Consider the following 22,353-nt stretch of genomic DNA (forward strand, 5'->3'; position numbering starts at 1 on the left):
AAAGGGCGGGCAGGCCTAAAAGCAAGATCAGACCCGTGGTGATTTGGCCGGTCGGCTTGCAGCCACGTTAAACAAGTTGCTAAAGGGCCGTTTGCAACATGTCCGTTGGGACCGGCCGCGAATTCGCCGCCGGTTTTTTGTTTTTGGAGTGTTTGCAGTGCCGATCAAGATCCCCGACCAGCTTCCCGCCCGCGACGTACTGGTGCGCGAGGGCGTGTCCGTCATGGACGAGCGCTCGGCGCTGCGGCAGGACATCCGGCCGCTGCAGATCGGGCTGCTCAACCTGATGCCCAACAAGATCCGCACGGAGACGCAGATTGCCCGGCTGATAGGCGCGACGCCGCTGCAGGTGGAGCTGACGCTGGTGCGCATCGGCAATCACAAGGCCAAGAACACGTCCGAAGAGCATCTCATCACCTTCTACCAGACATGGGAGGAGGTCCGGTCGCGCAAGTTCGATGGTTTCATCGTCACTGGGGCGCCGATCGAGCTGCTGCCGTTCGAGGACGTCACCTATTGGGACGAATTGACCAAAATCCTCGACTGGACGACGACCAACGTGCACTCTTCCTTCTTCATCTGCTGGGGCGCCATGGCTGCCGCGTGGCATTTCCACCGCGTGCCCAAATACACGCTGGAGAAGAAGGCGTTCGGCGTCTACCGCCACCGAAACCATGCTCCGGCATCGCCCTTCCTCACAGGCTTCTCTGACGACTTCGCCATTCCCGTCTCGCGCTGGACGGAGGTTCGCAGCGCCGACATCGCGGCCAATACCGGGCTGGAGCTGTTGATGGAGTCGGATGCCACCGGCCCTTGCATGCTTGCCGAGAAGACCGGAAATCGGCTCTACATGTTCAACCACATCGAATACGACTCTACCTCGCTGAAGGAGGAGTACGACCGCGATGTCGCGGCCGGCTCGCCGATCGAGGTGCCTCACGAATATTACCCGGGCAACGATCCGGCGCGACCACCGCTCAACCGCTGGCGCTCGCATGCGCATCTGCTCTTCGGCAACTGGATCAACCAAGTCTATCAGACGACGCCGTACGACCTGGCGGAGCTCGGCGGCAGTTCGGAGGCGGTGGTGGCCTGATCACGCAGCCGGCCGTTGCTTCAGCCGGCCGGCTTCCTGCGCCGCTGCGATCGCGGCTTGCTTTCGGGGATCGGCGTCTTGAAGACGATCTCGCGGTGCGGGTAGGGGATCGCGATGCCGGCCTCCTGAAAGGCATCCCACAGCGCCAGCAGCACCTTGCCGCGCACGTTCGTCAATCCCTGCTGCGGGTCCTTGATCCAGAAGCGCAGAACGAAGTCGAGCGAGGAATCGCCGAACTGGGTCAGCCAGCAGACCGGCGTCCGGCTGGCCTCGACGCGCGACACGGTCATTGCGGCCTTGATCGCCAGTTCGGAAACCTGATGCGGGTTGGCGTCGTAGGAAACGCCGAACTTCACGTCGAGCCGCACCAGCTCGTCCGAGAACGACCAGTTGATCACCTGCTGTGTGATGAAATCCTCGTTGGGTATCAGGTATTCCCTGCCGTCGCGCGTGACGATGGAGACAAAACGTGCGCGCAGATCGCGAATCCAGCCGAAGGTGTCGCCCAGCGATATCGTGTCGCCGGGCTTGATCGACTTGTCGAGCAGGATGATGATGCCAGAAACGAAGTTGGACACGACCTTCTGCAATCCGAAGCCGACGCCGACGCCGACCGCGCCCGAAAAAACCGTCAGTGCCGTCAAATCGACGCCGACCGCCGACAGCGCGGCGGTGCCGGCAAGCACGATCAGCGCGAACTTGACGATCTTGCCGATGAGTACCCGCAGCGAGGGCGTCAGGTCGCTTGCAGCCTTCACCCGGTCGTCGATCATGTTGCCGATCATCACGGCCAGCCAGATCGCGGCGATCAGCAGCAACGTCGACTTGAGCAGCAGAAGAACGGTCAGCCGCGTTGTGCCCAGCGGCAGTGCAATGCTCTCCAGCGCCAGGGATGCGTCGTCGTCAAGGTCGAGAATGGTCAGGCAGGCATAGATCCAGGCCAGCCACTGCACCAGCCGCGCTGCGAACCTGTTGCGAATGACGCGTGATGCGACGGTAACGACTAGCCAGGCAAGCGCAAGCGACAGCGAAATCGACACCAGCACGGTGTTGCTCGGCCAAGTGACGCGATTCAGCACGACGAGCGCGGTGGCCTGGAACGCGACGAACAGGATCCAGTCGACCCGCCGCAGCAGCGCCACCAGAACGCGCAGCATCGCCGGCTGGCCGCGTATCTGCCGGGCGCGCTCCTCGAGTGAGGCTTCGAGGCGGCGGGCGATGAGTTTCGCCGCAAGGAACAGGAGCGCGATGAGAACGAGCTGGTAGGCAAACCAGGGCCGCATCGCGTATTCGAGCCATGACTGGCCGGCGTCGACGAGTTCCTGAGGCATCGGCGATCCTCCCTCTTGGGAGGTTAACGACTGTACGCAGGATTACCAGCGCTATGGGCCTAGGTGCGGGCGTCTTCGCGAACCGCCCGTGTCGCGCCCTGCGGGGAGAGCACCGGCACGAACACACGCCGCGAGGCTCGCGCCGCGACAGGCACGCCCTGGTACAGCCGCTTCTGGGCTTCAACCACGATCACGCCGGCAAAGATCGGCCATAGCCGCCGGCCGGTACGCTCCAGCAGTGCGTGCAGTCGCATCATCCAGCGTCTTCGAGATGGTGGAAAATGCAGCGCGTCCGCCCATGACCCGGGCGTGAAATTGGTGTCCCGGAGCAGGTTGTTGAGCTGCGTGCGGGAAAACGGCCGCCCGGTTCCGAAAGGCGTGTGCTCGAACCGCGCCCAGACGCCGCGACGGTTGGGTACCACGATGACCAGCCTGCCACCTGGCGCCAGCACGCGCCAGATTTCCATCAAGGTCTCGCGCGGGTTCTCGGCATGTTCGAGCGCGTGGACGAGCAATATGCGATCGATGGACGAATCGAACAGCGGCAGTTCCTCGTCGAACACCAGCGCCGTAGCCGAGGGGCCGCCGGCGGGCCAGTTCACCGCCCCCTGCAGCGCGGGCATGAAGGCGAAGACGCGCTCGGCATCACCGCCGAAGCGCTCCAGCCACGGCAACGTATAGCCAAGGCCGACCAGCCGCTCGTTGGGCAGCGATGCCCAGACCGAGGACAGTGCCATCGCGATCGAGCGCTCGGCGAGGCGGCCTAGCGTCGAGGCGTAGAAGGCACGCAGGTCTATGATGTCCGACAACATGGCGCGAACCGTATCCGTGCGCCGATGCGACTTCAAGAAAGCTCTGCCGGGCGGTGACAATGCGTGCGCCGCGCCCTATCGTGCCGCCGCAATCAAAGGAGGCGCGACATGGCGGTCGAGATCGAACAATTCATGTGCCGAAGCGACAATTTCGGCGTGCTGGTGCGCGATGCCGCCAGTGGCGAGACGGCACTGATCGATGCGCCGGAGGAGCGAGCCATCCTCGACGCGGTCGAGCGCACCGGCTGGACGCCGACGATGATCCTGACCACGCACCACCACCCCGACCACGTGGAAGCCAATCTGGCGCTCAAGGAGCGTTTCGGGCTGCGCATCGTCGGGCCAAAGGCCGAGGCGTCAAAGATACCGGGCATCGACGAGACCGTTGCCGAGGGCGATACCGTTCGGCTCGGCGATGAAGAGGTGCGGGTCATCGAGACGCCGGGCCATACGGCCGGCCACGTATCCTACTACCTGCCGCGGTCCCGCGTCGCGTTCACCGCCGACACGCTGTTCGCGCTTGGCTGCGGGCGCCTGTTCGAAGGCACACCGGCGACGATGCTCGCCTCGCTGAAGAAGCTTGCCGGGCTGCCGGCTGAAACCATCGTCTATTGCGGCCACGAATATACGCTGTCCAACGCCCGCTTCGCGCTGACCGTCGATCCGACCAATCCGGTGCTGAAGCAGCGCTTGAAAGCCGTTGAGGCGTTGCGCGCCGACAACCAGCCGACATTGCCGACGACCATCTGCGAGGAAATGGCGACTAACCCGTTCATGCGCTGGCACGACCCTGCGATCCGCCGCAATCTGGGCATGGAGAATGCCACCGACGAGGCCGTGTTCGCCGAAATCCGCAAGCGCAAGGACGTCTCCTGACATGCGGGCGGCCGACATCATTGCCACGCTCGGCATGCAGCGGCATCCGGAAGGCGGCTGGTATGTCGAGACCTTCCGCGATGATGCCGGCGGCGAGCGCGGTCATTCGACCGCGATCTATTTCCTGCTGGAAGAGGGGGATCGTTCGCATTGGCACCGCGTGAAGGATGCCGCCGAGATCTGGCATTTTCATGCCGGTGCGCCGCTGGAACTGACGATCTGGCGCGAGGGCGATGATGTTGTCGAGCGGGTGCGGCTCGGTGCCGACCTTGCGGCAGGGGAGCGCCCACAGGGCATCGTGCCGGCCGGTTGCTGGCAGGCGGCGCGTTCGACTGGTGCCTGGACGCTGGTCGGCTGCACGGTCGCGCCCGGCTTCCTGTTTTCCGCTTTCGAACTTGCCCCGCCGGGCTGGGAGCCGCCCGTCAGAGGATGAAGGCGAGGGTGATCGCAACCTGCGCCAGATAATACAGCATCCACACCGAGGGCGCCGCCCAGCCGTGGTGGCGCGATGCCGGCGCGAAGAGGAACTTCGCCGTGGCCAGTATCGCGTCGGAAACAACGAACATCGCTGCGCCAACCATTACCAGCGGAGCTGCGACCGTCGCCGAACTCCACATCATGGCAAGGATGGCGGCCGCGTAAGCCCCCACGGCCGGCCGTATGTTAGGTCCGGCCGCAGGCAGAAGCCGGCGCAGCAGCGGCAGTGCGGTCAAGGTGACGGCCACCGGCAATGCCAGCCGCCACGGCTGCACGGCGAGGATTTCGGTCCCCGCGCCGGTAGCTACAAACAACGCGACATAGGCAAGATGGGCGACGAGAAAGCTCGCAAGCCCGCCGAGGAAGGCTTTTTCGCCGTCTTGTGCCAGAAACGCGTCGCCGATCGCGCTCAGCGCCAGGGCGGCGACCAGCAGAAGCGGCCCACCCTCGACCTGCGCCAACACCGCCAGCAGGGCGACCGAACCCGTCTTGACGACCGTTCTCCGCCAGGATGGCGGCCGATGCAGCATTAACAGGTGGAGAAAGGCGGCTACGGCGGAAAGCAACAGCGTGCCGTTGGAAAGCGACTCCGGCCCGCCGGCAAACGGCATCATGCGCCGACCTCCCCTCTTGCCCGGGTTCTGGGCTTGAACAGCATGGACTTGGCGGCGAGCACTGCGCCGGCCGTGATCAACAGGCAGGCAACAAGAATGTTGAAACTGGCGGTTGCCGCGCCCGCCGCGATCAGCACCAGCGTCGAGAGCAGCGGCGCGGCATAGCTGGCTGCGCCCAGCACCTGTATGTTGCCGCGTTTTACGCCGTGATCCCAGGCATAGAAGGCCGCGCCGACGGGCATCAGGCCGAGCCCCACCACGGCCAGCCACTGGCCTGCATCGGCGGGCCAGATGGTTTCCTCAAGCAGCAGGTGGCATACAAGCGAGAGCATGGCCGTCGCCGCGCAGAACCAGGTGACGACGCTGGTCGGCACCGCCGGGAACCGTCGCGACAGCAGCGAATAGGACGACCAGGTCAACGCGCACAGGCCGGCCATTGCGTAGCCGAACGCATATTGCGCGTCGAAGGAGAGCCCGCCACCGCGCGAGACGATCAGAAACGCGCCGGCTAGCCCTAGCACCGTACCTGCGATGTGGTGCCAGCGCAGTGTCTCGCCGGGCAGAAGGACAGAGCCGACCACGATGAGCAGAGGCCAGAGATAGGCGATCAGGCTGGCCTCGACCGCCGGCGCGTTACGCAGAGCCGTGAAGTAGAAAAAATGGTAGCCGAACAGGCCGGCGATGCCGATCAGCCATACGACGGGTGGGATCGGGGCGCGCGTTGCGGGCGGGCTGACGGCGCGCATGGCGAGGCCGACGCAAGTGCCGATCGCGAAGGTAAGGGCGGACAACTGGAACGGCGGCACCGCGCCGGAGGCGGCGGTAAACAGCGCCAGCAGCGCCCACATCACGACCGCAGAAAATCCGATCAGGGTTGCGCGCGCCATCGGTGGTGCCTCCTCGCCTCGTGCGCGCAGCGTTAGCCGGATGGCGGGCTGGCGGCAAGGGCTGGAGGGTCCTCAGCGCGCTTCGATGCGCTGCGCGGTGATGCGCACGGGTCCGATCTGAGTGCCGACGGAAGCGTCTACCGGCGTGAAAAAGCCGGTCTTCCCCAGTGGGGCAAATGTGATCGCGATGCGGCTTCTCGTTTGCAGGAAGTCGATCTGCTTGCGGCCCTTGCGATAGCCGGATACGGCAACGAAGCGTGCGTCGCAGGTGACGCGGCCGTTCGAATCGGCCGGGCCGCGGGGCGAAAGCTGTAGATCGGCGCGCATCTCGCCGTCGAATGCCCGGATGGTGCGGTTGCATACGGCGTCAGGATCGGACGTGCGGATCAGCGTCGACGTCAGGGGGTCGAGTGCTGCGCGCAAGTGGTCTTCGGCTACCGGTATCCAGGTGTCACCGCGCTTCGGTTCCGGTTTGTTTTCAACGCTCGAGACCGTGCCGCGCGCGAAGCGTATCGTGGTGCGGCTCTTCTTGCGGCCGGAATCGTAGTGCGAGCGGAAGGTGCGTGGAAACGCTCCATCCCTGCCTATGGAGCCTTCGACGCGCGTGGTTCCGGTCGTCTTGTCGAAGATGCGGGCGATGCCCGAACTGGTGAGCGACCCGTCGATGGTGAAGCTGTCTGCGGTGAACGTGCTGTCGAAGCGCGCCTTGGCGATCGGCAGGCCCAGCAGCGTCACCGAATAATCCGCGCTGAAGGATTGCTGTTGCGCAGCCGCAGCGGGCACGGTTGTCGCGAGGACAAAAAGAACTAGACATGAAGCAAGCGAGCGGGCCATCGGCACCTTCCGTCTGGTAGGAGTGTCCCTTCCGTTCCCTCCGGGTGGTCCGCTGCTTGGCGGTCAAATCCGGCGAATATAAGGATGGGCGAGGTGGTTTTGCGCGCTCGCGGTGAGCTTGCGCTTGACCGGATGGCCAAATGCCACTATGGGAACGGCAACTTTTCCAAGAGGCCGCCTGATACTGCCCGCGCGCCGTTCGCTGATGGTGCGGCAGTGGGGTATGGCCCGGCAACGAAACGAAGGTACAAGACATGTCCCGCGCTTGTGAACTGACCGGCAAGGCCGTGATGACCGGCAACAATGTTAGCCACGCCAACAACAAGACCCGTCGTCGCTTCCTGCCTAACCTGTGCGACGTGACGCTGATCTCGGAAGCGCTCGGCCAGAACGTGCGCCTGCGCATCTCGGCAAACGCGCTGCGCACGGTCGAGCATCGCGGCGGCCTCGACGCTTTCCTGCTCAAGGCCAGCGTGTCCGAGCTTTCGCAGCGCGCCCGCCTGCTCAAGAAGCAGATCGCCAAGAAGGTTGCCGAGCAGGCTGCCGCCTAAGCGCGGTCGCTTTAGCGCCTTTCGATGATGCGGCGGGCATCCGGCCCGCCCACTGGTTCCATCACCCAGGATAAAAAAATGTCCAGACAGCTACAGGTCTGGCCCTTCGTGGCCTCCATGGCGGCAGTCGTCGTCGCCTCCAACTTCCTCGTCCAGTTTCCATTCGCGCATTTCGGGCTTCAGGATCTCCTGACCTGGGGTGCGTTCACCTATCCGCTCGCCTTCCTCGTCAACGATCTGACGAACCGGCGCTACGGCCCCGCCGCCGCGCGCAAGGTCGTCTATGTCGGCTTCGCCATCGCGGTGGTGCTGTCGATCTGGCTGGCGACGCCACGCATCGCGATTGCTTCCGGCTCGGCCTTTCTGGTGGCGCAGCTTCTCGACGTCTCCGTCTTCGACAGGCTTAGGGAACGTGCCTGGTGGCAGGCGCCGCTGATCTCGTCGGTGATCGGCGCCATCGTCGACACGGTGCTGTTCTTCTCGCTGGCCTTTGCCGACCGCTTCGCCTTCCTCGACACAGCGCTCGGCAGCGAGGACAGCTCGCTCGGCTTTGCCGTGCCGTTCCTGCTGGGCGGCGAGCTCCCGTTGTGGGTGTCGCTCGCACTCGGCGATTTTGGCGTGAAGATGCTGATTTCCATCATCATGCTGGCGCCCTACGGCGCGCTGCTGAGCGTGCTCAAGCCGGCAAGAGCTTAGTTCCGCTCACGCGCCACATCGCTCGCCTTTGGGTCGCCGGCGCTCAGCGCGGGCGGCCCATCAGGCCCGACGCCCGGTCGGGTTTGCGGCCGATAGCGCCTCATCGGCTCAGCGGTCGCTGACGCTCCCTTGGCCGGGATGACGCCGGAGAGTACTCAGCGCATCTCCAGTAGGCGCTCGAGGTAGTTGCGTTCCAGTTCGGGGCTGAGCGCGTTGCCGAGCCTGCGGCGGATTTCCTCCAGGATGCGGCGCGCGCGCTGCACGTCGACCTCGTCGGGCACCTGCACGGAATCGCCGAAATCCGGCCCGGTGGTGGCGCGCGGCCGGCCGAGCGGGTCGCGATCGGAACTCTGCTGGCGGCCGCCTTCCTCGCTACCGCCCTGTTCGCCCTGCATGGCCTGCATCATCTGCTGCATCATGTCCTGCGCGCCACGGCGCAGCGCCTCCAACGCCTGCCCCTGCTCGCCGACGGCGCGGTCGCCCTGCTGGTCGCCAAGGGCGCCCTCGGCGCGGCCCATGGCCTCGCCGGCCTCGCCGAAACCTTCGCCAGGCTCCATGCCCATGCCCTCAAGAGACCTGGTCAGTGCATCCAGATCGCGTTGAAGCTGCCCCTGGCCTTCCTGAAGCTGGCGCATCGCCTCGGCAAACTCCTCAGGCGTCATCGGCTGTTGGCCGCCCTGTTGGCCCTGTCCCTGCTGCCCCTGCTCGCCCTCCTGGCCGGGCTGCATCTGGTCGAGACGGAAGGTCTCGTTCATCGTCTCCTGTTGGCGGCGCATCAGTTCGCCCAGCTCGTCCATCTGCCGGCGCATCTCACTCTGCTCGCCTTCGCCGGGGTTCATCTGCTGCTGGTTGCCGGCCTGCAGATTGTTCATCATCTCCTGGAGCTGCTGCAGCATTTCCATGGCCTGGTCGCGTGCCCCCGAGCGGGCGAGGTTCTCGAGCTGGTCCATCATGCGTTCGAGATCGCTCTGGCTCAGCTCCTGCCCCTCCATCGGCATCTGCATGGCCATGTCGGGATTGCGCTGCGCGCGCTCGGCGAATTCGCGCAGGAATTCGCGCATCGCCTCGCGAAGCTCGGCCATGAGGTCTTCGATTTCTTCGTCGCTGACGCCGTTTTCGAGTGCCTGCTTGAGTGCCTCCTGTGCCTGCCGCAGCCGGCGCTCGGCAGCAGAAAGCGCGCCGTCCTCGATGGTCAGCGCCATTTCCCAGAGATAGTCGGCGACGTCACGGAGCGCTTCGTCTGTGTTTGCCATCACAAGGCGCGTGCGCGCCGCCATGATACCCAGATAGTGCGACGGATTGTCGAACGTATCCTCCGGCCGCAGCGTGATCGCGTCGATGAGGTCGAGCACGCGGCCCTTGCGGTTGGCGTCGAGGGTCAGGATGCGTCGCTGCTCCACGACCGCCCTGGCCAACGGGTTGGCGAAGGGACGCTCCGGCAGCACGATCTCTTTCGTCTCGCTACGAGCCCGCTGCTCGGCGCCGTCGAGCGCTTCCAGGGTCAGGTTGACGCGCGTTCCGGCCCACGGGTGTTCGGTAAGGTCCAGGGACGTGCGGGCGGCGATGTCGCGGCCATTGCGGCGTGGCAGCACCAGCGGCATCTCGGGCGCCTCATAGAGCGGCCGCGCGCCGGTTGCCTGCGGTTCGGCCTGCTCAAACACGGCTTCGGCACTGGCCGCGCCATAGTCGTCCTCGACCTCGTAGGCGAGTTCCAGCGCGCCGTTGACCGCGCGCTTCGGCTCGTCTGCGAAACGGATCGCGGGCGGATCGTCGGGAATGACGTTGAAGGCCCAGCGCTGCAATTCGCTGCTGCCAGACTGGAGTGTCAGCATGCCGTCGGCGGTGAGCGTTCCGGCAAACTGACGTGCGGTCGTCGATGCGACGGTATTTGCCTCGGCCAAGGCGGGCTCGATCGCCAGCGCCTCGCCCGTATCGGCGTCGAGATAGGAAAGCGTCTCGTCACCCGCGCCACCGGTCACCCGCACGGCGACCGCGCTGCCCTCCGGCACCTCGAATACCGGCGCGTCTTCTTGGCCCGCGCGTGCGCTCAGGAAGAGCGGGGCGCGGCCGGTATAGGCGGGCGGCGTGACCCAGGCGTCGATGCGCGCCGGCACGACGTCGGCGCTGGCATGGCTGCGGAAGGCGTCACGCGGAGAACCGCCCAGCGGACCGAAGGAGAACGCAAAGGCGACCACCAGCAGAAGTGCGGCGATCGCGCGCAGCCCCCAAGGATCGCGCTCGGGCACGCGGGCGCGCGGCATGTCGCCGGAAAGCCGGTTGAGTCGTGCCGCCATGCGTTTCTGGTGTTCGCGCCACAGCGCCTGCGCAAAGGGCCCCTGCGCAGCCTGCGAAAGCTGGTCCGTCTGCGTCAGCACCGGCGCATGCTCAAGCCGGTTGGCACGTTCGATGCGTCGGTCAATCTCGGCGAATTTCGGCGAGCGGTAGAAACGTAGCGGGTAGAGCGCCGCGATGCCCGCAACCGCCAGCGCCCCGACAAGCAGCATACGGGGCCAGTCCGGTATCATCCGGAAGATGCCCAGCCATGACAGGCTGAGGAACAGGCTGGCAACGATCAGGAACGGGAGTACAAGCGGCCAGAGGCGCTCGATGACGATCGCCCCGCGCACCACCGCGCGCGTACGCCCGAGCCGGGCGAGCAATCCGCGCTCGACAGCCGGGTGCGTCCTTCTCTCGCCGCTTTCCGCCATCCGGTCCTTTCGGGAGCCATCATCTCTGCGGTGCCGGAATCGCACCGCTCTACGAAAGGATAGCAGCAAACGCGGCGAAGGCGAGGCGGCGCGCGAAATCGTGATTGGCGCCTGACTTTTGGCGCTACAGCCAGCCCGGGATCGAATCCATCCCGATCACATCGTCGTAAGTGGGGCGGGGGCGGACGACGTGGAAACGGTCGCCGTTAACCAGCACTTCCGGCACGAGAAGACGTGTGTTGTAGGTCGAGGCCTGCACTGCGCCGTAGGCGCCGGCGGTGGCCACGTAAACGAGATCGCCGGATGCCAGCCTCGGCAGGTCCCGATCGTGGCCGAGATAGTCACCAGTCTCGCAAACCGGGCCGACCACATCGGTCATCAGTCGCGGTGCGTCGGCCGGCTGCTCGACCACGGGCCGGATGTCGTGAAAAGCGTCGTAGAGCGTCGGACGGATCAGGTCGTTCATCGCCGCATCCACGATCAGGAAGTTCTTTGCAGCGCCTTCCTTCAGATAAATGACCTTGCTGACGAGAATACCGGAATTGCCGGCAATCAGCCGGCCGGGCTCGAAGATCACCTGCAGGCCGAGCGGCTTCATGTGGCGATTCACCACCGCCGCATAGGCATCGGGCAGTGGCGGCGGTTCGTTGTCGTTGCGGTAGGGTATGCCGAGCCCGCCGCCGACGTCGACATGGGTGATCGCGTGACCTTCGGCGCGCAGCGTCTTGGTCAACTCGACCAGAAGTGCGATCGCTTCATCGAAGGGCTGCAGCTCGGTGATCTGGCTGCCGATGTGCATGTCGATGCCGCAAACCTTCAGGCCCGGCAGCGCGGCGGCGCGGGCATAGGCGGCACGCGCGTCCTTCCAGGCTATGCCGAACTTGTTCTCGGCCTTGCCGGTGGAAATCTTCTTGTGCGTCTTCGCGTCGACGTCCGGGTTGATGCGCAGCGAGGTCGGCGCAGTCCGGTTGCCGGCAACCGCGCGGGCTGAAAGCAGTTCCAGCTCCGGCAGAGATTCGACGTTGAAGCAGCGGATGCCGGCTGCCAGAGCGAAGTCCATCTCGTCCGCCGTCTTGCCGACACCGGAAAACAGGATCTTGTCGGCCGGTATGCCGGCTGCCAGCGCGCGGCGCAGTTCGCCTTCCGAGACGACGTCCGCACCCGCGCCCAGCTTGGCAAGCGTGCGGATGACCGCCTGGTTGGAGTTGGCCTTGGTTGCGTAGCAGACGAGCGCGTCGAGTTGATCGAACGCCTTTGCGAAAACGTTGTAGTGCCGCGTCAGCGTCGCGGTCGAATAGCAATAGAACGGCGTGCCGACGACGGAAGCGATCTCCGGCACTGAAACGTCTTCGGCGTGCAGAACGCCGTCGCGATACTCGAAATGGTTCACGGAAGCCGCTTTCTAGATCAGGCCGTCGAGGAAGAATTTGCGATCCTGAACCGGCGGCTTTGGCTCTGGCGGCAGCGGCTGATCGTTGCGCCGGGCTTCCTCGCGCGCGTCGCGGGCCGCTTCGTAAGGCGTGTCGAGCGTGCCGGGACGGCGGCCGCAGGCGGTCACGGCAACGCCGATCGCCGCCAGCAGAAGTGTCGTTCTGATAAGGGTTCCGGCGTGCATCCTGCCTGTCCGTGCAATTGAGTGTGCGGTGTTTCTAGCGGAGTTTTGCTGCCGATGCATCCCGTTTCAAGCGCTTGCGCCAGTAGCGCACCTGACGACGCACCTCCTGCGGGGCGGTGCCGCCGAAGGACGAGCGGCTCTTGACGGAGGCGGCGACGGAAAGCACGCCGAACACGTCCGCAGTGATGCGGCTGTCGATTTCCTGCAGCTCCTCCAGCGACAGCTTTTCGAGCGCAACCTTGCGGGCTTCGGCGGCGGCAACGGCCCGGCCTGTGACATGGTGCGCTTCGCGGAACGGTAGTCCGGCCTCGCGCACCAGCCAGTCGGCCAGATCGGTCGCGGTCGAATAGCCGGAGCCGGCGGCGCGCTTCATGGAGGCCGCGTTGATCTCCATATCGCCGACCATGCCGGTCATCGCCGCAAGCATCAGGTCGAGCGTTTCTGCAGCGTCGAAGACGGCTTCCTTGTCTTCCTGCATGTCCTTGGAATAGGCGAGCGGCAGGCCCTTCATCACCGTGAGCAGGGCGATCAGATGGCCGTTGACGCGGCCGGTCTTGGCGCGCACCAGCTCGGCGGCGTCGGGGTTCTTCTTCTGCGGCATGATCGACGAGCCGGTCGAGAACTGGTCGGACAGTCGCACGAAGCCGAACTGCGGCGTCGACCAGATGACGATCTCTTCCGCAAGGCGCGACAGATGGGTGGCGCAGATCGCGGCCAGCGACAGGTATTCCAGTGCGAAGTCGCGGTCGGACACGCTGTCGATGGAATTGCGGGTGGGCTCGCGGAAGCCGAGCGCCCTGGCCGTGCGGTGGCGGTCGATGGCAAAGCCGGTGCCGGCAAGGGCTGCCGCACCCAGCGGCGACTCGTCCATGCGCTCGATGGCGTCGCGCACGCGCGATAGGTCGCGCGCGAACATTTCCACATAGGCCATGCAATGATGGCCGAAGGTGACCGGCTGCGCCGTCTGGAGATGGGTGAAGCCCGGCATGACGGTAGCCGCATGATCCTGCGCGCGATCGAGAAACGCCTCGATCAGGCGGACCAGCGCAGCATCGGTGCGCTGAAGCTCTTCCTTGACCCAGAGGCGGAAATCGAGCGCCACCTGGTCGTTGCGCGAGCGTGCCGTATGCAGGCGGCCTGCCGAAGGGCCGATCAGGTCGGCCAGCCGCGCCTCGACATTCATGTGAATATCCTCAAGCCTGGCCGAGAACTCGAAAGTGCCCGCCTCGATCTCTGACAGGATCGTGTTCAGCCCGTGAGCGATCTTCTTTTGATCGTCGGCAGATATTATGCCTGTTTCCGCCAACATCTCGGAGTGAGCGATCGAGCCGCGGATGTCCTGTGCGTAGAGCTTCCTGTCGAAGCCGATCGAGGCGTTGATCGCTTCCATCACCGCTGCGGGACCCGAGGCAAATCGTCCGCCCCACATCTGATTGCTGGCCTTTTTCTCGCTCATGGTGATAACGGGGCTCCCGAAGGAATGAGTGGACTGACTGATGGCAAACGGCAAATTCCATCTACCGACCGGACGGCTGATCACGCTTGCAATCGTGGCTGGCGTCACTGTCGGTGCGATCGGCGTATACGTGATGGGCGCACCTTCTGGCAACAATCCGCAGCAGGTTGCCGCGCTCGATGCGGACACTGCGGCCTGTCAGGCTAAGGCCGAAACGCTCGAGGCCGTGGATGCAGCAGCCCGCGGCGAGGTCGCGGCGATACTGGCCGCCAACCCGCCGCAGTCGGTCAAGGATCTCGCCTTCAATGCCCCGGACGGAAGCCCGATGACGCTTGCCGACCTGTCCGGCAAGACGCTGCTGGTCAATCTCTGGGCGACTTGGTGCGCGCCATGCCGCGAGGAGATGCCCGCGCTGAACCAGCTCCAGAAGGATATGGGAAGCGATGCCTTCGAGGTGGTGGCTGTCAACGTCGACACGGGCAGCGACGAGAAGCCCAAGCGGTTCCTAGAGGAAACGAAGGTGGACGCGCTTGGCTACTATCGGGATTCGACGCTCGGCCTGTTCAACGAACTCAAGCGGCGCGGGCTGGCGCTTGGCCTGCCGGTGACGCTGCTGGTCGACGACGAAGGCTGCATGATCGGCCACATGAACGGACCAGCCGAATGGGCCAGCGACGACGCCAAGCGTCTCATCGAAGCGGCGATGTAAAGAACGTAGCCGTCATCCCGGCCAACCGAGCGTAGCGAGGGAGAGCCGGGACCCCATTGGTCCGGAAATCGTGGAGCATGGCCCGGTTCAGGATGTGCCGCATGTCATCGCCGTCGCGAGAACCCGCAACCCGGCCGCGCTGCTCAATGGGTCCCGGATAGCCTTCGCTACGCTCCGGCTTCCGGGAAGACGGGTTTCACGTCACTTTCGAGCCGCCATCGCGGAACGTTCCGGTATCAGCCCGCGCGGGGCGAAGCGCAGCACCACAAGCAGGATCACGCCCATCAGCAGCGGCCGCATGTAGGGCGCGGCATCGGCGAGGTGCAGCCGGACCGGGTTGGTCGGCTCCATGCCAGCGGTGATGACAGACATCAGCCAGCCGCCCACGGGTTCCGCCTCGACCCAGATGAACCAGATCAGGAAGCCGCCCAGCACCGCGCCCCAGTTGTTGCCGGAGCCGCCGACGATCACCATCACCCAGATCAGGAAGGTGAAGCGCAACGGGTTGTACTGACCCGGCGTGAACTGACCGTCGAGCGTGGTGAGCATCGCGCCCGCAATGCCGACGACGGCAGAGCCGAGCACGAATATCTGGAGGTGACGGCCGGTCACGTCCTTGCCCATCGCTTCGGCCGCGTCGCGGTTGTCGCGAATGGCACGCATCATGCGGCCCCAGGGCGAGTTGAGTGCCTTCTCCGCCAGCCACATCAGGACAATGAGCACGACGGCGAAGAGCAACGCGTAGGAGAGGCGAACGTAGATCGACGAGAACGAGATCGGATCGATTCCCAGTCGCGTCGACAGGTCAACGAACCATTGCGCCTGCTGAAGCTGCACCTCGTAGGCAACCGGGCGCGGCAGGCCCGACACGTTCTTGACGCCGCGCGTCAGCCACTCCTCGTTGCGCATGAAGGCGATGATGATCTCGGAAATGCCCAGCGTGGCGATGGCGAGGTAGTCGGCCCGCAGGCCGAGCGCGATCTTGCCGACCAGCCATGCCGCACCCGCCGCGAAGACGCCGCCTACCAGCCACGAGAAGATGATGGGCATGCCGAGACCGCCGAGATAACCGGTGCGCGCGGCATCGAAGCTCTCGATGGCCGAGACGGCGGGATCGAAGAAGCGGCGAATGACGAAATAGCCGATCACCGCGATGGCGAGCGTCGCCAGTGTGCGCACGCTGCCGGAGGTGCGCCCGCGCACGAAGACGGCGATGCCCACCGTGCCCACCAACGCCAGCAGAGACAGGCCGATGCCGACGCCGCCAGCCGACCAGGCGCCCGGTATCGGCGGCATGGAGACGATCACGCCGGCGAGCCCGCCGAGCGCTGCAAACCCCATGATGCCGACATTGAACAGGCCGGCATAGCCCCACTGCATGTTCACGCCCAGCGACATGATCGCCGAGATCAGGCAGAGGTTCAGGATGGTGAGGCTCAGGGTCCAGCTCTGGAAAACGCCCACCGCGACGAGCAGGATCGCCATCGCGCCGTAGAGATAGATGATGCGCTCGCGGTTGCTCATAGCACGCGCCCCTTGAAGATGCCGGTCGGCCTTATCAGCAGCACGAGTACGAGGATGACGAAGGAGATGGCGAACTTGTATTCGGTCGACAGGAGCTGAACGAGCCCTTCCGGCTGGAAGCCGAGATATTCCAGCACCCGCTTGTAGGCATAGGTCAGCGTCACTTCGGAGAAGGCGACCACGAAGCCGCCGGCGATCGCGCCTAGCGGCTGGCCGATGCCGCCGACGATGGCCGCGGCGAAGATCGGCAGAAGGAGCTGGAAGTAGGTGAAGGGCCGGAAGCTCTTGTCGAGGCCGTAAAGCACGCCTGCGATCGTCGCGAGCGCCGCCGCGATGATCCAGGTCACCATGACGACCTTGTCAGGATTGATGCCCGACAGCAGCGCCAGGTCCTCATTGTCCGAATAGGCGCGCATCGCCTTGCCGGTGCGCGAATATTGCAGGAACCAGAACAGCGCCACGACGACGATGACGGCGACGATCACGGTTATCGCCACCGGCAGGCGGATCGCCAGCCCCTCGGCGAGCCCCGTATATTCGCGGAAGCCGCGTACGGTGACGAGGAAGCGTTCGCCGTCGGCGAACCGCTGGTCGTTGGGTCCGATGATCAGACGCACGATGCCGTTGAGCACGAACATGACGCCGACCGAGGCCATGACGAAGACGATGCCTGCCGATTTCTGCTTGCGGTAGAAGCGAAAGACGAGGCGGTCGATCAGCAGCGCCATGGCGACGGCGCCGATGATGCCCACCGGCAGCGCCAGCAGCGCAGTAGGCAGCGGGCCGAGGGTGACGCCCATGCCGATCAGCCACCACGTCACCAGAATCGTAATCATGGTGCCGAATGCCATCAGGTCGCCGTGGGCGAAGTTGGAGAAGCGCAGGATACCGAACACGAGCGTGACGCCCAGCGCGCCGAGCGCGAGCTGCGCGCCATAGGCGAGGCCCGGAATGAAGACGAAGTTTGCGAACACCACCAGGGCGTTGAGGAAACCTTCCATGACCTCAGCCTCCCAGGAACGATGCGCGGACTTCCGGGTTGGCAAGCAAGGCCTCCCCGGTGTCTGTGAAACGGTTGCTGCCCTGCACGAGCACGTAGCCGCGATCGGCAATGGCGAGAGCCTGGCGTGCGTTCTGTTCGACCATCAGGATGGCGATGCCGGTGGCCGCCACTTCAAGAATACGGTCGAACAGTTCGTCCATGACGATGGGCGATACGCCGGCGGTCGGCTCGTCGAGCATCAACACACTCGGCCGGGTCATCAGAGCGCGGCCGACTGCAACCTGTTGGCGCTGGCCGCCGGATAGCTCTCCTGCCGGCTGACGGCGCTTTTCCTTCAGGATGGGGAACAGGTCGAAGACCTGCGCCATGGTATCGGAGAAATCATCCTGGCGGATATAGGCGCCCATCTCCAGGTTCTCCTGCACGCTCATGGTGACGAAGACATTGGAGGTCTGGGGCACGAACCCCATGCCGGCCTTGACCCGGTCCTGCGGGGAAAGGGCGGTGATGTCGCGGTCGCCCAGCATCACGCGGCCCTGGCGCAGCGACAGCATGCCGAACATGGCCTTCATCGCAGTGGACTTGCCGGCGCCGTTGGGGCCGACGATGACGGCGATCTCGCCCTTTTCGACGGCAATTGTGCAGGAATGCAGGATGTCGGCCCCGCCATAGCCGCCGGTCATCGCCTCGCCTATCAGGAAGCTCATGCGCTGCCTCCCTTGCTCTTCTTCGCCGGCCTATTCTTAAGGCCGCGGCCCAGATAGGCCTCGATCACCTGCTCGTCGGCCTTGACCTCCTCGGCCGAGCCCTCAATCAGCACCTTGCCCTCGGCCATCACGATGACCGGGTCGCAAAGGCGACCGATGAAATCCATGTCGTGCTCAATCATGCAGAACGTATAGCCGCGCTCCTTGTTGAGGCGGATGATGGCGTCGCCCAACGTGTTGAGCAGCGTGCGGTTGACGCCTGCGCCCACCTCGTCGAGGAACACGATCTTGGCATCGACCATCATCGTGCGGCCGAGCTCGAGCAGCTTCTTCTGGCCGCCGGAAAGGTTGCCGGCGAACTCGTCGGCGACATGAGAAATCTCAAGGAACTCGATGACCTCGTCGGCACGGGCACGCACTTCCTCCTCGCGGGCACGCACCTTTGAAGGGCGAAGCCAGACGTCGACGAGGCTTTCGCCCGGCTGCCGGTCGGGAACCATCATCAGGTTCTCGCGGACCGTCAGCGTGGAGAATTCATGCGCGATCTGGAAGGTACGCAGCAGCCCCTTGTGGAACAGCTCGTGCGGGGTGAGGCCGGTTATGTCCTCATCGCCCAGCCAGACCGTTCCGGAGGACGGCTTGTAATGGCCGGCGATGACATTGAAGAGCGTGGTCTTGCCAGCGCCATTCGGGCCGATCAGGCCGGTGATCGAACCTTTGGCGATCTCGATGCTCGCCCCGTCAACCGCCCTGATACCTCCGAAATGCATATGCAGATCGTCTACACGGATCATTCGGTTCCCCTGAGCCGTTTGCGGCTCTTGTTCTCGTTGCCTGGAATGAAACGCGGGCCTTCTGCCCTTGAATCCTTGGAAAAAGCAAGCTGCGAGCGGCCGATTTGTCAGATTTTCGCATTTTATGTGCGAAAACGTAGCGCCTTACGCCGCGTTATACTGCGCTTTCCGCCCGTGTTTATCCAGATGTCGTTGCGACACCCACCCGGCTGCCGCAGGCTCCATGTGCGAAAAACCCGGCCTCGCGGGAGGCCGGGTCTTGTCGTCTTGCGCTGGCTTAGCGGTACTGGACCGTCTTGAACTCACCGTTTTCGATGATGTACTCGCGGTAGGTTCCGGCCGCTTCACCGGGGCCGATCAGCTCGACATTGGTTGCGCCGACATAGTCGATGTCACCGCCGTCCTTGAGGATCTGCAGGCCCTTGGCGAGGTCTGCCGCAATGATCTGCTCGCCCGGTGCGTTGGCGACCTCAAGCATCGCGTCGCGGATCGCCGTGCGGTCCGTGGAGCCTGCCTTCTGCATGGCCAGCGCGATCAGCGCAGCGGCATCGTAGCTTTCGCCGGTGTAGGAACTCGTCGGGTCGAGGCCCGCAGCCTTCGCAGCTTCAGCGAACTTGGCCGAACCCTCACCCTCGGCACCGGGGATCACGCCGATCGTACCTTCGATGCTGTCGCCCATCGCGTCGATGAGGCTCTGGCCGTACATGCCGTCGCCGAGCGCGAAGCGGTCGAACGCGCCGGTGTCGACGGCCGAGCGGATGATGCCGACGCCGCCCTGATCGACATAGCCGAGCACGACGAGAACGTCGCCGCCGGCTGCCGCCAGTGCGCCAACCTCGGCCGAGTAGTCGCCCTTGCCGTCGTCATGCGGGGCAGCGATGGTCACCGTGCCGCCGGCCGCCTCGAAGGCAGCGACGAAGGAGTCCGAGAAGCCCTTGCCGTAGTCGTTGTTGGTGTAGCTCACCGCGACGGAATCGATATCGTAGGAACGGATCACCTCGGTCAGCACTTCGCCCTGACGCGCGTCGGACGGCGCGGTGCGGAAGAAGTAGTCGTTGTCCTCGATGTCGGTCAGCGCCGGCGAGGTCGCCGACGGCGAAACCATCACGACACCGTTGGGCACCGCGACGTTGTTGACGATACCGATGGTCACGCCCGAGCAGTCGGCGCCCATGATGGCGGCAACGTTCTCGGTGGTGACGAGGCGCTCGGCAGCGGCCGTCGCGGCAGCGTTGTCGATGCAGGTCGAGTCCGCGCGTACAGGCACCAGCGTCTGGCCGTCGAGGAACAGGCCGCTGTCGTTGACTTCCTTCAGCGCGAGTTCTGCGCTGCCGCCCATTCCAGGCGTGATGCTTTCGAGCGGGCCGGTGAAGCCCAGAATGATGCCGACCTTCACTTCCTGCGCCTGCGCGACGGCGGACGCGGCAAAAAGGAGCGCGCCGGCGACGGACGCGGCAAGCGCGTTGCGAGTTCTGGATGACATACGAAAAACCTCCACTTGGTCGTGTTTGTGCGTCTTGTTTTTGGCCCGGCCCCCGCTAGGGCTGGATTGAGGCCGATACTCTTACCGCGCCGCGGCTTTGTAAAGCGGGGAACGGTCAAGCCGCGAAAACAAAACGGAAATTGGCTAACGGGCGCACGAAAGGAGCAGCGACCCTGTCACCAGGGTCGCGGTTTTGCGCGCTGCAATTGTGGGTAGCGCCGTGCCTTGGCTCAGCGGGTCGGGACGGGATGCTCGCCGCGATAATCGTAGAAGCCGCGTCCGGCCTTGCGACCGAGCCAGCCGGCCTCGACATATTTCACCAGTAGCGGGCAGGGGCGGTACTTGGAATCCGCGAGACCGTCATACAGAACCTGCATGATCGACAGGCAGGTATCGAGACCGATGAAATCCGCAAGCTGCAGCGGACCCATCGGATGGTTGGCGCCCAGCTTCATCGCCGTGTCGATGGCTTCCACCGAGCCGACGCCCTCGTAGAGCGTGTAGATCGCCTCGTTGATCATCGGCAGCAGGATGCGATTGACGATGAAGGCCGGGAAGTCCTCGGCCACCGTGATCGTCTTGTCGAGATTCTGGACGAATTCGCGCGCGGTCTCGAAGGTCGAATCCTCGGTGGCGATGCCGCGCACCAGCTCGACCAGCTTCATCACCGGCACGGGGTTCATGAAATGAATGCCGATGAAGCGCTCCGGCCGGTCGGTCTGCGCGGCGAGGCGCGTGATCGAGATCGACGAGGTATTGGTCGCCAGCAGCGCCTCGGGGTTGAGGATCGGGCAGAGCTGGGCGAAAATCTTGCGCTTGACGGTCTCGTCCTCGGTCGCCGCCTCGATGACGAGATCGACGCCTGCGAGATCCTCCAGCGCCGGAGCTGCGGAGATGTTGGCGAGTGCGGCCTTGCGCACCTCCTCCTCCATCTTGCCGGACGAGACCTGTCTGGCCATGTTGCCGTTGATCGTGGCGATGCCGTTCTCGATGCGCTCGGGCGAGATGTCGTAGAGCTTGACCTTGTAGCCTGCCTGGGCCGCTACGTGGGCGATGCCGCCGCCCATCTGGCCGGCGCCGATGATGCCTACCGTTCCGATCTTGCCAGTCATGACGCTGATCCCGTGGTCGGGCCGTTTTTCGGCCGTGCTTTTGTTGCGGTGCAAACTAAAAGGGCGGGGTGACTTCTGTCTACCCCGCCCTTCACAAATTAATACGCCGGTAGGCGGTGCGTCAAAGCGCCTTTTCGAGTTCCGGCAGAACAGTGAAGAGGTCGCCGACGAGACCGTAGTCGGCCACCTGGAAGATCGGGGCTTCCTCGTCCTTGTTGATGGCGACGATCACCTTGGAGTCCTTCATGCCGGCCAGATGCTGGATCGCGCCGGAGATGCCGACGGCGATGTAGAGCTCAGGCGCCACGACCTTACCGGTCTGGCCGACCTGCCAGTCGTTCGGCGCATAGCCGGCATCCACCGCGGCGCGGGACGCGCCCACCGCGGCACCCAGCTTGTCGGCGACAGGCAGGATGACCTCCTGGAACTTTTCCGAAGAGCCCAGCGCGCGGCCGCCCGAGATGATGATCTTGGCCGAGGTAAGCTCCGGACGATCGCTCTCCGAGAGCTTGTTCTCGACGAAGGTCGAAAGACCCGGATTGGCGGCCGCCGAAACGGTCTCCACCGCAGCGGACCCGCCTTCGCCCGCCGCCTGGAAGGAGGCGGTGCGGACCGTGATAACCTTCTTGGCGTCAGTCGACTGCACGGTCTGGATGGCGTTGCCGGCATAGATCGGGCGCTTGAACGTGTCGGCCGAGACGACCTCGATGATCTCCGACACCTGCATGACGTCGAGCAGGGCTGCGACGCGCGGCATCACGTTCTTGCCCATCGTGGTGGCCGGCGCGACCAGCGCGTCGTAGCCGTCGGCGAGCGACACCACGAGGGCCGCCGTCGGCTCGGCGAGGCGATGTTCGAGTTCGTCGGACTCGGCCAGCAGAACCTTGCGCGCGCCCTTGAGCTTGGCGGCGGCGTCGGCGGCAGCCTTGGCGCCCTTGCCGGCGACGAGGATGTCGACGTCGGAGCCGATCGCGAGTGCTGCGGACAGAGCCTTGGCGGTCTGGTCGGAAACGGTTGCGTTGTCGTGCTCGGCAACGAGAAGAATGGCCATATCGATAATCTCCCTTT

The 22,353-nt window shown here is 64.8% G+C and carries 22 protein-coding genes and 1 riboswitch; of the genes, 6 read left to right on the plus strand and 16 right to left on the minus strand.

The genetic code is table 11. The annotated features are described in order from the left end of the window. Nucleotides 1-25 precede the first annotated feature (25 nt). A riboswitch (SAM riboswitch) is annotated at nt 26-103 on the plus strand. A gap of 54 nt (nt 104-157) precedes the next feature. Beyond that, entirely contained in the window at nt 158-1,096 is a 939-nt protein-coding gene (metA, locus tag V1479_RS15870; protein ID WP_368803770.1) for a homoserine O-acetyltransferase MetA, read from the plus strand. Nucleotides 1,097-1,116: 20 nt separating this feature from the next. Here the strand turns inward: metA and V1479_RS15875 are convergent, their stop codons facing one another. Next, nucleotides 1,117-2,427 (minus strand): mechanosensitive ion channel family protein, encoded by a 1,311-nt coding sequence (locus V1479_RS15875; RefSeq protein WP_368803771.1) that lies wholly within the window; start codon nt 2,425-2,427, stop codon nt 1,117-1,119. A 59-nt stretch (nt 2,428-2,486) separates the two neighbouring features. Then, a complete protein-coding gene (locus tag V1479_RS15880; RefSeq protein WP_368803948.1) occupies nt 2,487-3,239 on the minus strand; it encodes a class I SAM-dependent methyltransferase in 753 nt (250 codons plus the stop codon). Nucleotides 3,240-3,347: 108 nt separating this feature from the next. Here V1479_RS15880 and gloB point away from each other — a divergent pair, with 108 nt between their 5' ends. Both gloB and V1479_RS15890 read left to right on the plus strand, forming a co-directional pair. After that, complete coding sequence (gene gloB, locus V1479_RS15885; RefSeq protein WP_368803772.1) at nt 3,348-4,115, plus strand: hydroxyacylglutathione hydrolase; 768 nt, start codon at nt 3,348-3,350, stop codon at nt 4,113-4,115. A gap of 1 nt (nt 4,116) precedes the next feature. Beyond that, nucleotides 4,117-4,548, plus strand: a complete 432-nt coding sequence (locus V1479_RS15890; RefSeq protein WP_368803773.1) for a cupin domain-containing protein — start codon at nt 4,117-4,119, stop codon at nt 4,546-4,548. Here V1479_RS15890 and V1479_RS15895 read toward each other — a convergent pair. The 3 genes from V1479_RS15895 to V1479_RS15905 all read right to left on the minus strand — a co-directional run bounded on the left by V1479_RS15895 (nt 4,538) and on the right by V1479_RS15905 (nt 6,927). Next, on the minus strand, nt 4,538-5,206 hold the full coding sequence (locus V1479_RS15895; RefSeq protein ID WP_368803774.1) for a lysoplasmalogenase family protein: 669 nt from the start codon (nt 5,204-5,206) through the stop codon (nt 4,538-4,540). The two genes, V1479_RS15890 and V1479_RS15895, sit on opposite strands and share 11 nt — an antisense overlap. Then, nucleotides 5,203-6,093 carry an aromatic amino acid exporter YddG gene (gene yddG / locus V1479_RS15900; protein WP_368803775.1) on the minus strand — a complete coding sequence of 297 codons (891 nt, stop codon included), beginning with the start codon at nt 6,091-6,093 and terminating at the stop codon, nt 5,203-5,205. The genes V1479_RS15895 and yddG overlap by 4 nt, the downstream gene beginning before the upstream one ends. 72 nt (nt 6,094-6,165) lie before the next feature. Further along, on the minus strand, nt 6,166-6,927 hold the full coding sequence (locus tag V1479_RS15905) for a DUF3108 domain-containing protein (protein ID WP_368803776.1): 762 nt from the start codon (nt 6,925-6,927) through the stop codon (nt 6,166-6,168). Nucleotides 6,928-7,181: 254 nt separating this feature from the next. Between V1479_RS15905 and rpmB the strand changes: the two genes are divergently transcribed. Beyond that, a complete protein-coding gene (rpmB, locus tag V1479_RS15910) occupies nt 7,182-7,478 on the plus strand; it encodes a 50S ribosomal protein L28 (RefSeq protein WP_173189385.1) in 297 nt (98 codons plus the stop codon). A 78-nt stretch (nt 7,479-7,556) separates the two neighbouring features. Then, complete coding sequence (locus V1479_RS15915; protein WP_368803778.1) at nt 7,557-8,174, plus strand: queuosine precursor transporter; 618 nt, start codon at nt 7,557-7,559, stop codon at nt 8,172-8,174. A 155-nt stretch (nt 8,175-8,329) separates the two neighbouring features. Here the strand turns inward: V1479_RS15915 and V1479_RS15920 are convergent, their stop codons facing one another. The 4 genes from V1479_RS15920 to argH all read right to left on the minus strand — a co-directional run bounded on the left by V1479_RS15920 (nt 8,330) and on the right by argH (nt 13,953). Further along, entirely contained in the window at nt 8,330-10,882 is a 2,553-nt protein-coding gene (locus V1479_RS15920; protein WP_368803779.1) for a TIGR02302 family protein, read from the minus strand. Between the two features lie 124 nt (nt 10,883-11,006). After that, entirely contained in the window at nt 11,007-12,272 is a 1,266-nt protein-coding gene (gene lysA, locus V1479_RS15925; RefSeq protein ID WP_368803780.1) for a diaminopimelate decarboxylase, read from the minus strand. Nucleotides 12,273-12,284: 12 nt separating this feature from the next. Further along, the gene (locus tag V1479_RS15930) at nt 12,285-12,497 is read right to left on the minus strand and encodes a hypothetical protein (RefSeq protein ID WP_173189391.1); all 213 of its coding nucleotides are present in this window, start codon (nt 12,495-12,497) and stop codon (nt 12,285-12,287) included. A gap of 34 nt (nt 12,498-12,531) precedes the next feature. Further along, nucleotides 12,532-13,953 carry an argininosuccinate lyase gene (argH, locus tag V1479_RS15935; RefSeq protein WP_368803781.1) on the minus strand — a complete coding sequence of 474 codons (1,422 nt, stop codon included), beginning with the start codon at nt 13,951-13,953 and terminating at the stop codon, nt 12,532-12,534. Between the two features lie 40 nt (nt 13,954-13,993). Between argH and tlpA the strand changes: the two genes are divergently transcribed. Further along, nucleotides 13,994-14,662 (plus strand): thiol:disulfide interchange protein TlpA, encoded by a 669-nt coding sequence (gene tlpA / locus V1479_RS15940; RefSeq protein WP_173189395.1) that lies wholly within the window; start codon nt 13,994-13,996, stop codon nt 14,660-14,662. A 201-nt stretch (nt 14,663-14,863) separates the two neighbouring features. Here tlpA and V1479_RS15945 read toward each other — a convergent pair whose 3' ends face one another. The 7 genes from V1479_RS15945 to V1479_RS15975 form a co-directional block, all read right to left on the minus strand. Beyond that, a complete protein-coding gene (locus tag V1479_RS15945; RefSeq protein WP_368803782.1) occupies nt 14,864-16,186 on the minus strand; it encodes a branched-chain amino acid ABC transporter permease in 1,323 nt (440 codons plus the stop codon). Further along, nucleotides 16,183-17,187 (minus strand): branched-chain amino acid ABC transporter permease, encoded by a 1,005-nt coding sequence (locus tag V1479_RS15950; protein ID WP_368803783.1) that lies wholly within the window; start codon nt 17,185-17,187, stop codon nt 16,183-16,185. Before V1479_RS15950 ends, V1479_RS15945 begins: the two co-directional genes overlap by 4 nt. Before the next feature lie 4 nt (nt 17,188-17,191). Next, complete coding sequence (locus V1479_RS15955; protein ID WP_368803784.1) at nt 17,192-17,896, minus strand: ABC transporter ATP-binding protein; 705 nt, start codon at nt 17,894-17,896, stop codon at nt 17,192-17,194. Next, on the minus strand, nt 17,893-18,690 hold the full coding sequence (locus tag V1479_RS15960) for an ABC transporter ATP-binding protein (RefSeq protein WP_368803785.1): 798 nt from the start codon (nt 18,688-18,690) through the stop codon (nt 17,893-17,895). Before V1479_RS15960 ends, V1479_RS15955 begins: the two co-directional genes overlap by 4 nt. A gap of 277 nt (nt 18,691-18,967) precedes the next feature. Beyond that, entirely contained in the window at nt 18,968-20,173 is a 1,206-nt protein-coding gene (locus V1479_RS15965; RefSeq protein WP_368803786.1) for an ABC transporter substrate-binding protein, read from the minus strand. A 230-nt stretch (nt 20,174-20,403) separates the two neighbouring features. Continuing rightward, complete coding sequence (locus tag V1479_RS15970; protein ID WP_368803788.1) at nt 20,404-21,285, minus strand: 3-hydroxybutyryl-CoA dehydrogenase; 882 nt, start codon at nt 21,283-21,285, stop codon at nt 20,404-20,406. A gap of 121 nt (nt 21,286-21,406) precedes the next feature. Beyond that, on the minus strand, nt 21,407-22,336 hold the full coding sequence (locus V1479_RS15975; RefSeq protein WP_368803789.1) for an electron transfer flavoprotein subunit alpha/FixB family protein: 930 nt from the start codon (nt 22,334-22,336) through the stop codon (nt 21,407-21,409). Nucleotides 22,337-22,353: the final 17 nt, after the last annotated feature.

Origin of the sequence: Neoaquamicrobium sediminum (genome assembly GCF_040970315.1) — a bacterium.
GTDB lineage: Bacteria > Pseudomonadota > Alphaproteobacteria > Rhizobiales > Rhizobiaceae > Aerobium > Aerobium sediminum.

Excerpts from the sequence above, each read along its gene's own strand:
- V1479_RS15955 (WP_368803784.1), bottom strand. The coding sequence starts at position 17,896 with ATGAGCTTCCTGATAGGCGAGGCGATGACCGGCGGCTATGGCGGGGCC.
- V1479_RS15915 (WP_368803778.1), top strand. The coding sequence starts at position 7,557 with ATGTCCAGACAGCTACAGGTCTGGCCCTTCGTGGCCTCCATGGCGGCA.
- V1479_RS15945 (WP_368803782.1), bottom strand. The coding sequence starts at position 16,186 with ATGAGCAACCGCGAGCGCATCATCTATCTCTACGGCGCGATGGCGATC.
- V1479_RS15895 (WP_368803774.1), bottom strand. The coding sequence starts at position 5,206 with ATGATGCCGTTTGCCGGCGGGCCGGAGTCGCTTTCCAACGGCACGCTG.
- V1479_RS15960 (WP_368803785.1), bottom strand. The coding sequence starts at position 18,690 with ATGATCCGTGTAGACGATCTGCATATGCATTTCGGAGGTATCAGGGCG.
- V1479_RS15950 (WP_368803783.1), bottom strand. The coding sequence starts at position 17,187 with ATGGAAGGTTTCCTCAACGCCCTGGTGGTGTTCGCAAACTTCGTCTTC.
- gloB (WP_368803772.1), top strand. The coding sequence starts at position 3,348 with ATGGCGGTCGAGATCGAACAATTCATGTGCCGAAGCGACAATTTCGGC.
- V1479_RS15880 (WP_368803948.1), bottom strand. The coding sequence starts at position 3,239 with ATGTTGTCGGACATCATAGACCTGCGTGCCTTCTACGCCTCGACGCTA.
- V1479_RS15930 (WP_173189391.1), bottom strand. The coding sequence starts at position 12,497 with ATGCACGCCGGAACCCTTATCAGAACGACACTTCTGCTGGCGGCGATC.
- V1479_RS15965 (WP_368803786.1), bottom strand. The coding sequence starts at position 20,173 with ATGTCATCCAGAACTCGCAACGCGCTTGCCGCGTCCGTCGCCGGCGCG.
- V1479_RS15970 (WP_368803788.1), bottom strand. The coding sequence starts at position 21,285 with ATGACTGGCAAGATCGGAACGGTAGGCATCATCGGCGCCGGCCAGATG.
- V1479_RS15975 (WP_368803789.1), bottom strand. The coding sequence starts at position 22,336 with ATGGCCATTCTTCTCGTTGCCGAGCACGACAACGCAACCGTTTCCGAC.
- V1479_RS15890 (WP_368803773.1), top strand. The coding sequence starts at position 4,117 with ATGCGGGCGGCCGACATCATTGCCACGCTCGGCATGCAGCGGCATCCG.
- V1479_RS15905 (WP_368803776.1), bottom strand. The coding sequence starts at position 6,927 with ATGGCCCGCTCGCTTGCTTCATGTCTAGTTCTTTTTGTCCTCGCGACA.
- V1479_RS15920 (WP_368803779.1), bottom strand. The coding sequence starts at position 10,882 with ATGGCGGAAAGCGGCGAGAGAAGGACGCACCCGGCTGTCGAGCGCGGA.
- argH (WP_368803781.1), bottom strand. The coding sequence starts at position 13,953 with ATGAGCGAGAAAAAGGCCAGCAATCAGATGTGGGGCGGACGATTTGCC.
- V1479_RS15875 (WP_368803771.1), bottom strand. The coding sequence starts at position 2,427 with ATGCCTCAGGAACTCGTCGACGCCGGCCAGTCATGGCTCGAATACGCG.
- yddG (WP_368803775.1), bottom strand. The coding sequence starts at position 6,093 with ATGGCGCGCGCAACCCTGATCGGATTTTCTGCGGTCGTGATGTGGGCG.
- rpmB (WP_173189385.1), top strand. The coding sequence starts at position 7,182 with ATGTCCCGCGCTTGTGAACTGACCGGCAAGGCCGTGATGACCGGCAAC.
- tlpA (WP_173189395.1), top strand. The coding sequence starts at position 13,994 with ATGGCAAACGGCAAATTCCATCTACCGACCGGACGGCTGATCACGCTT.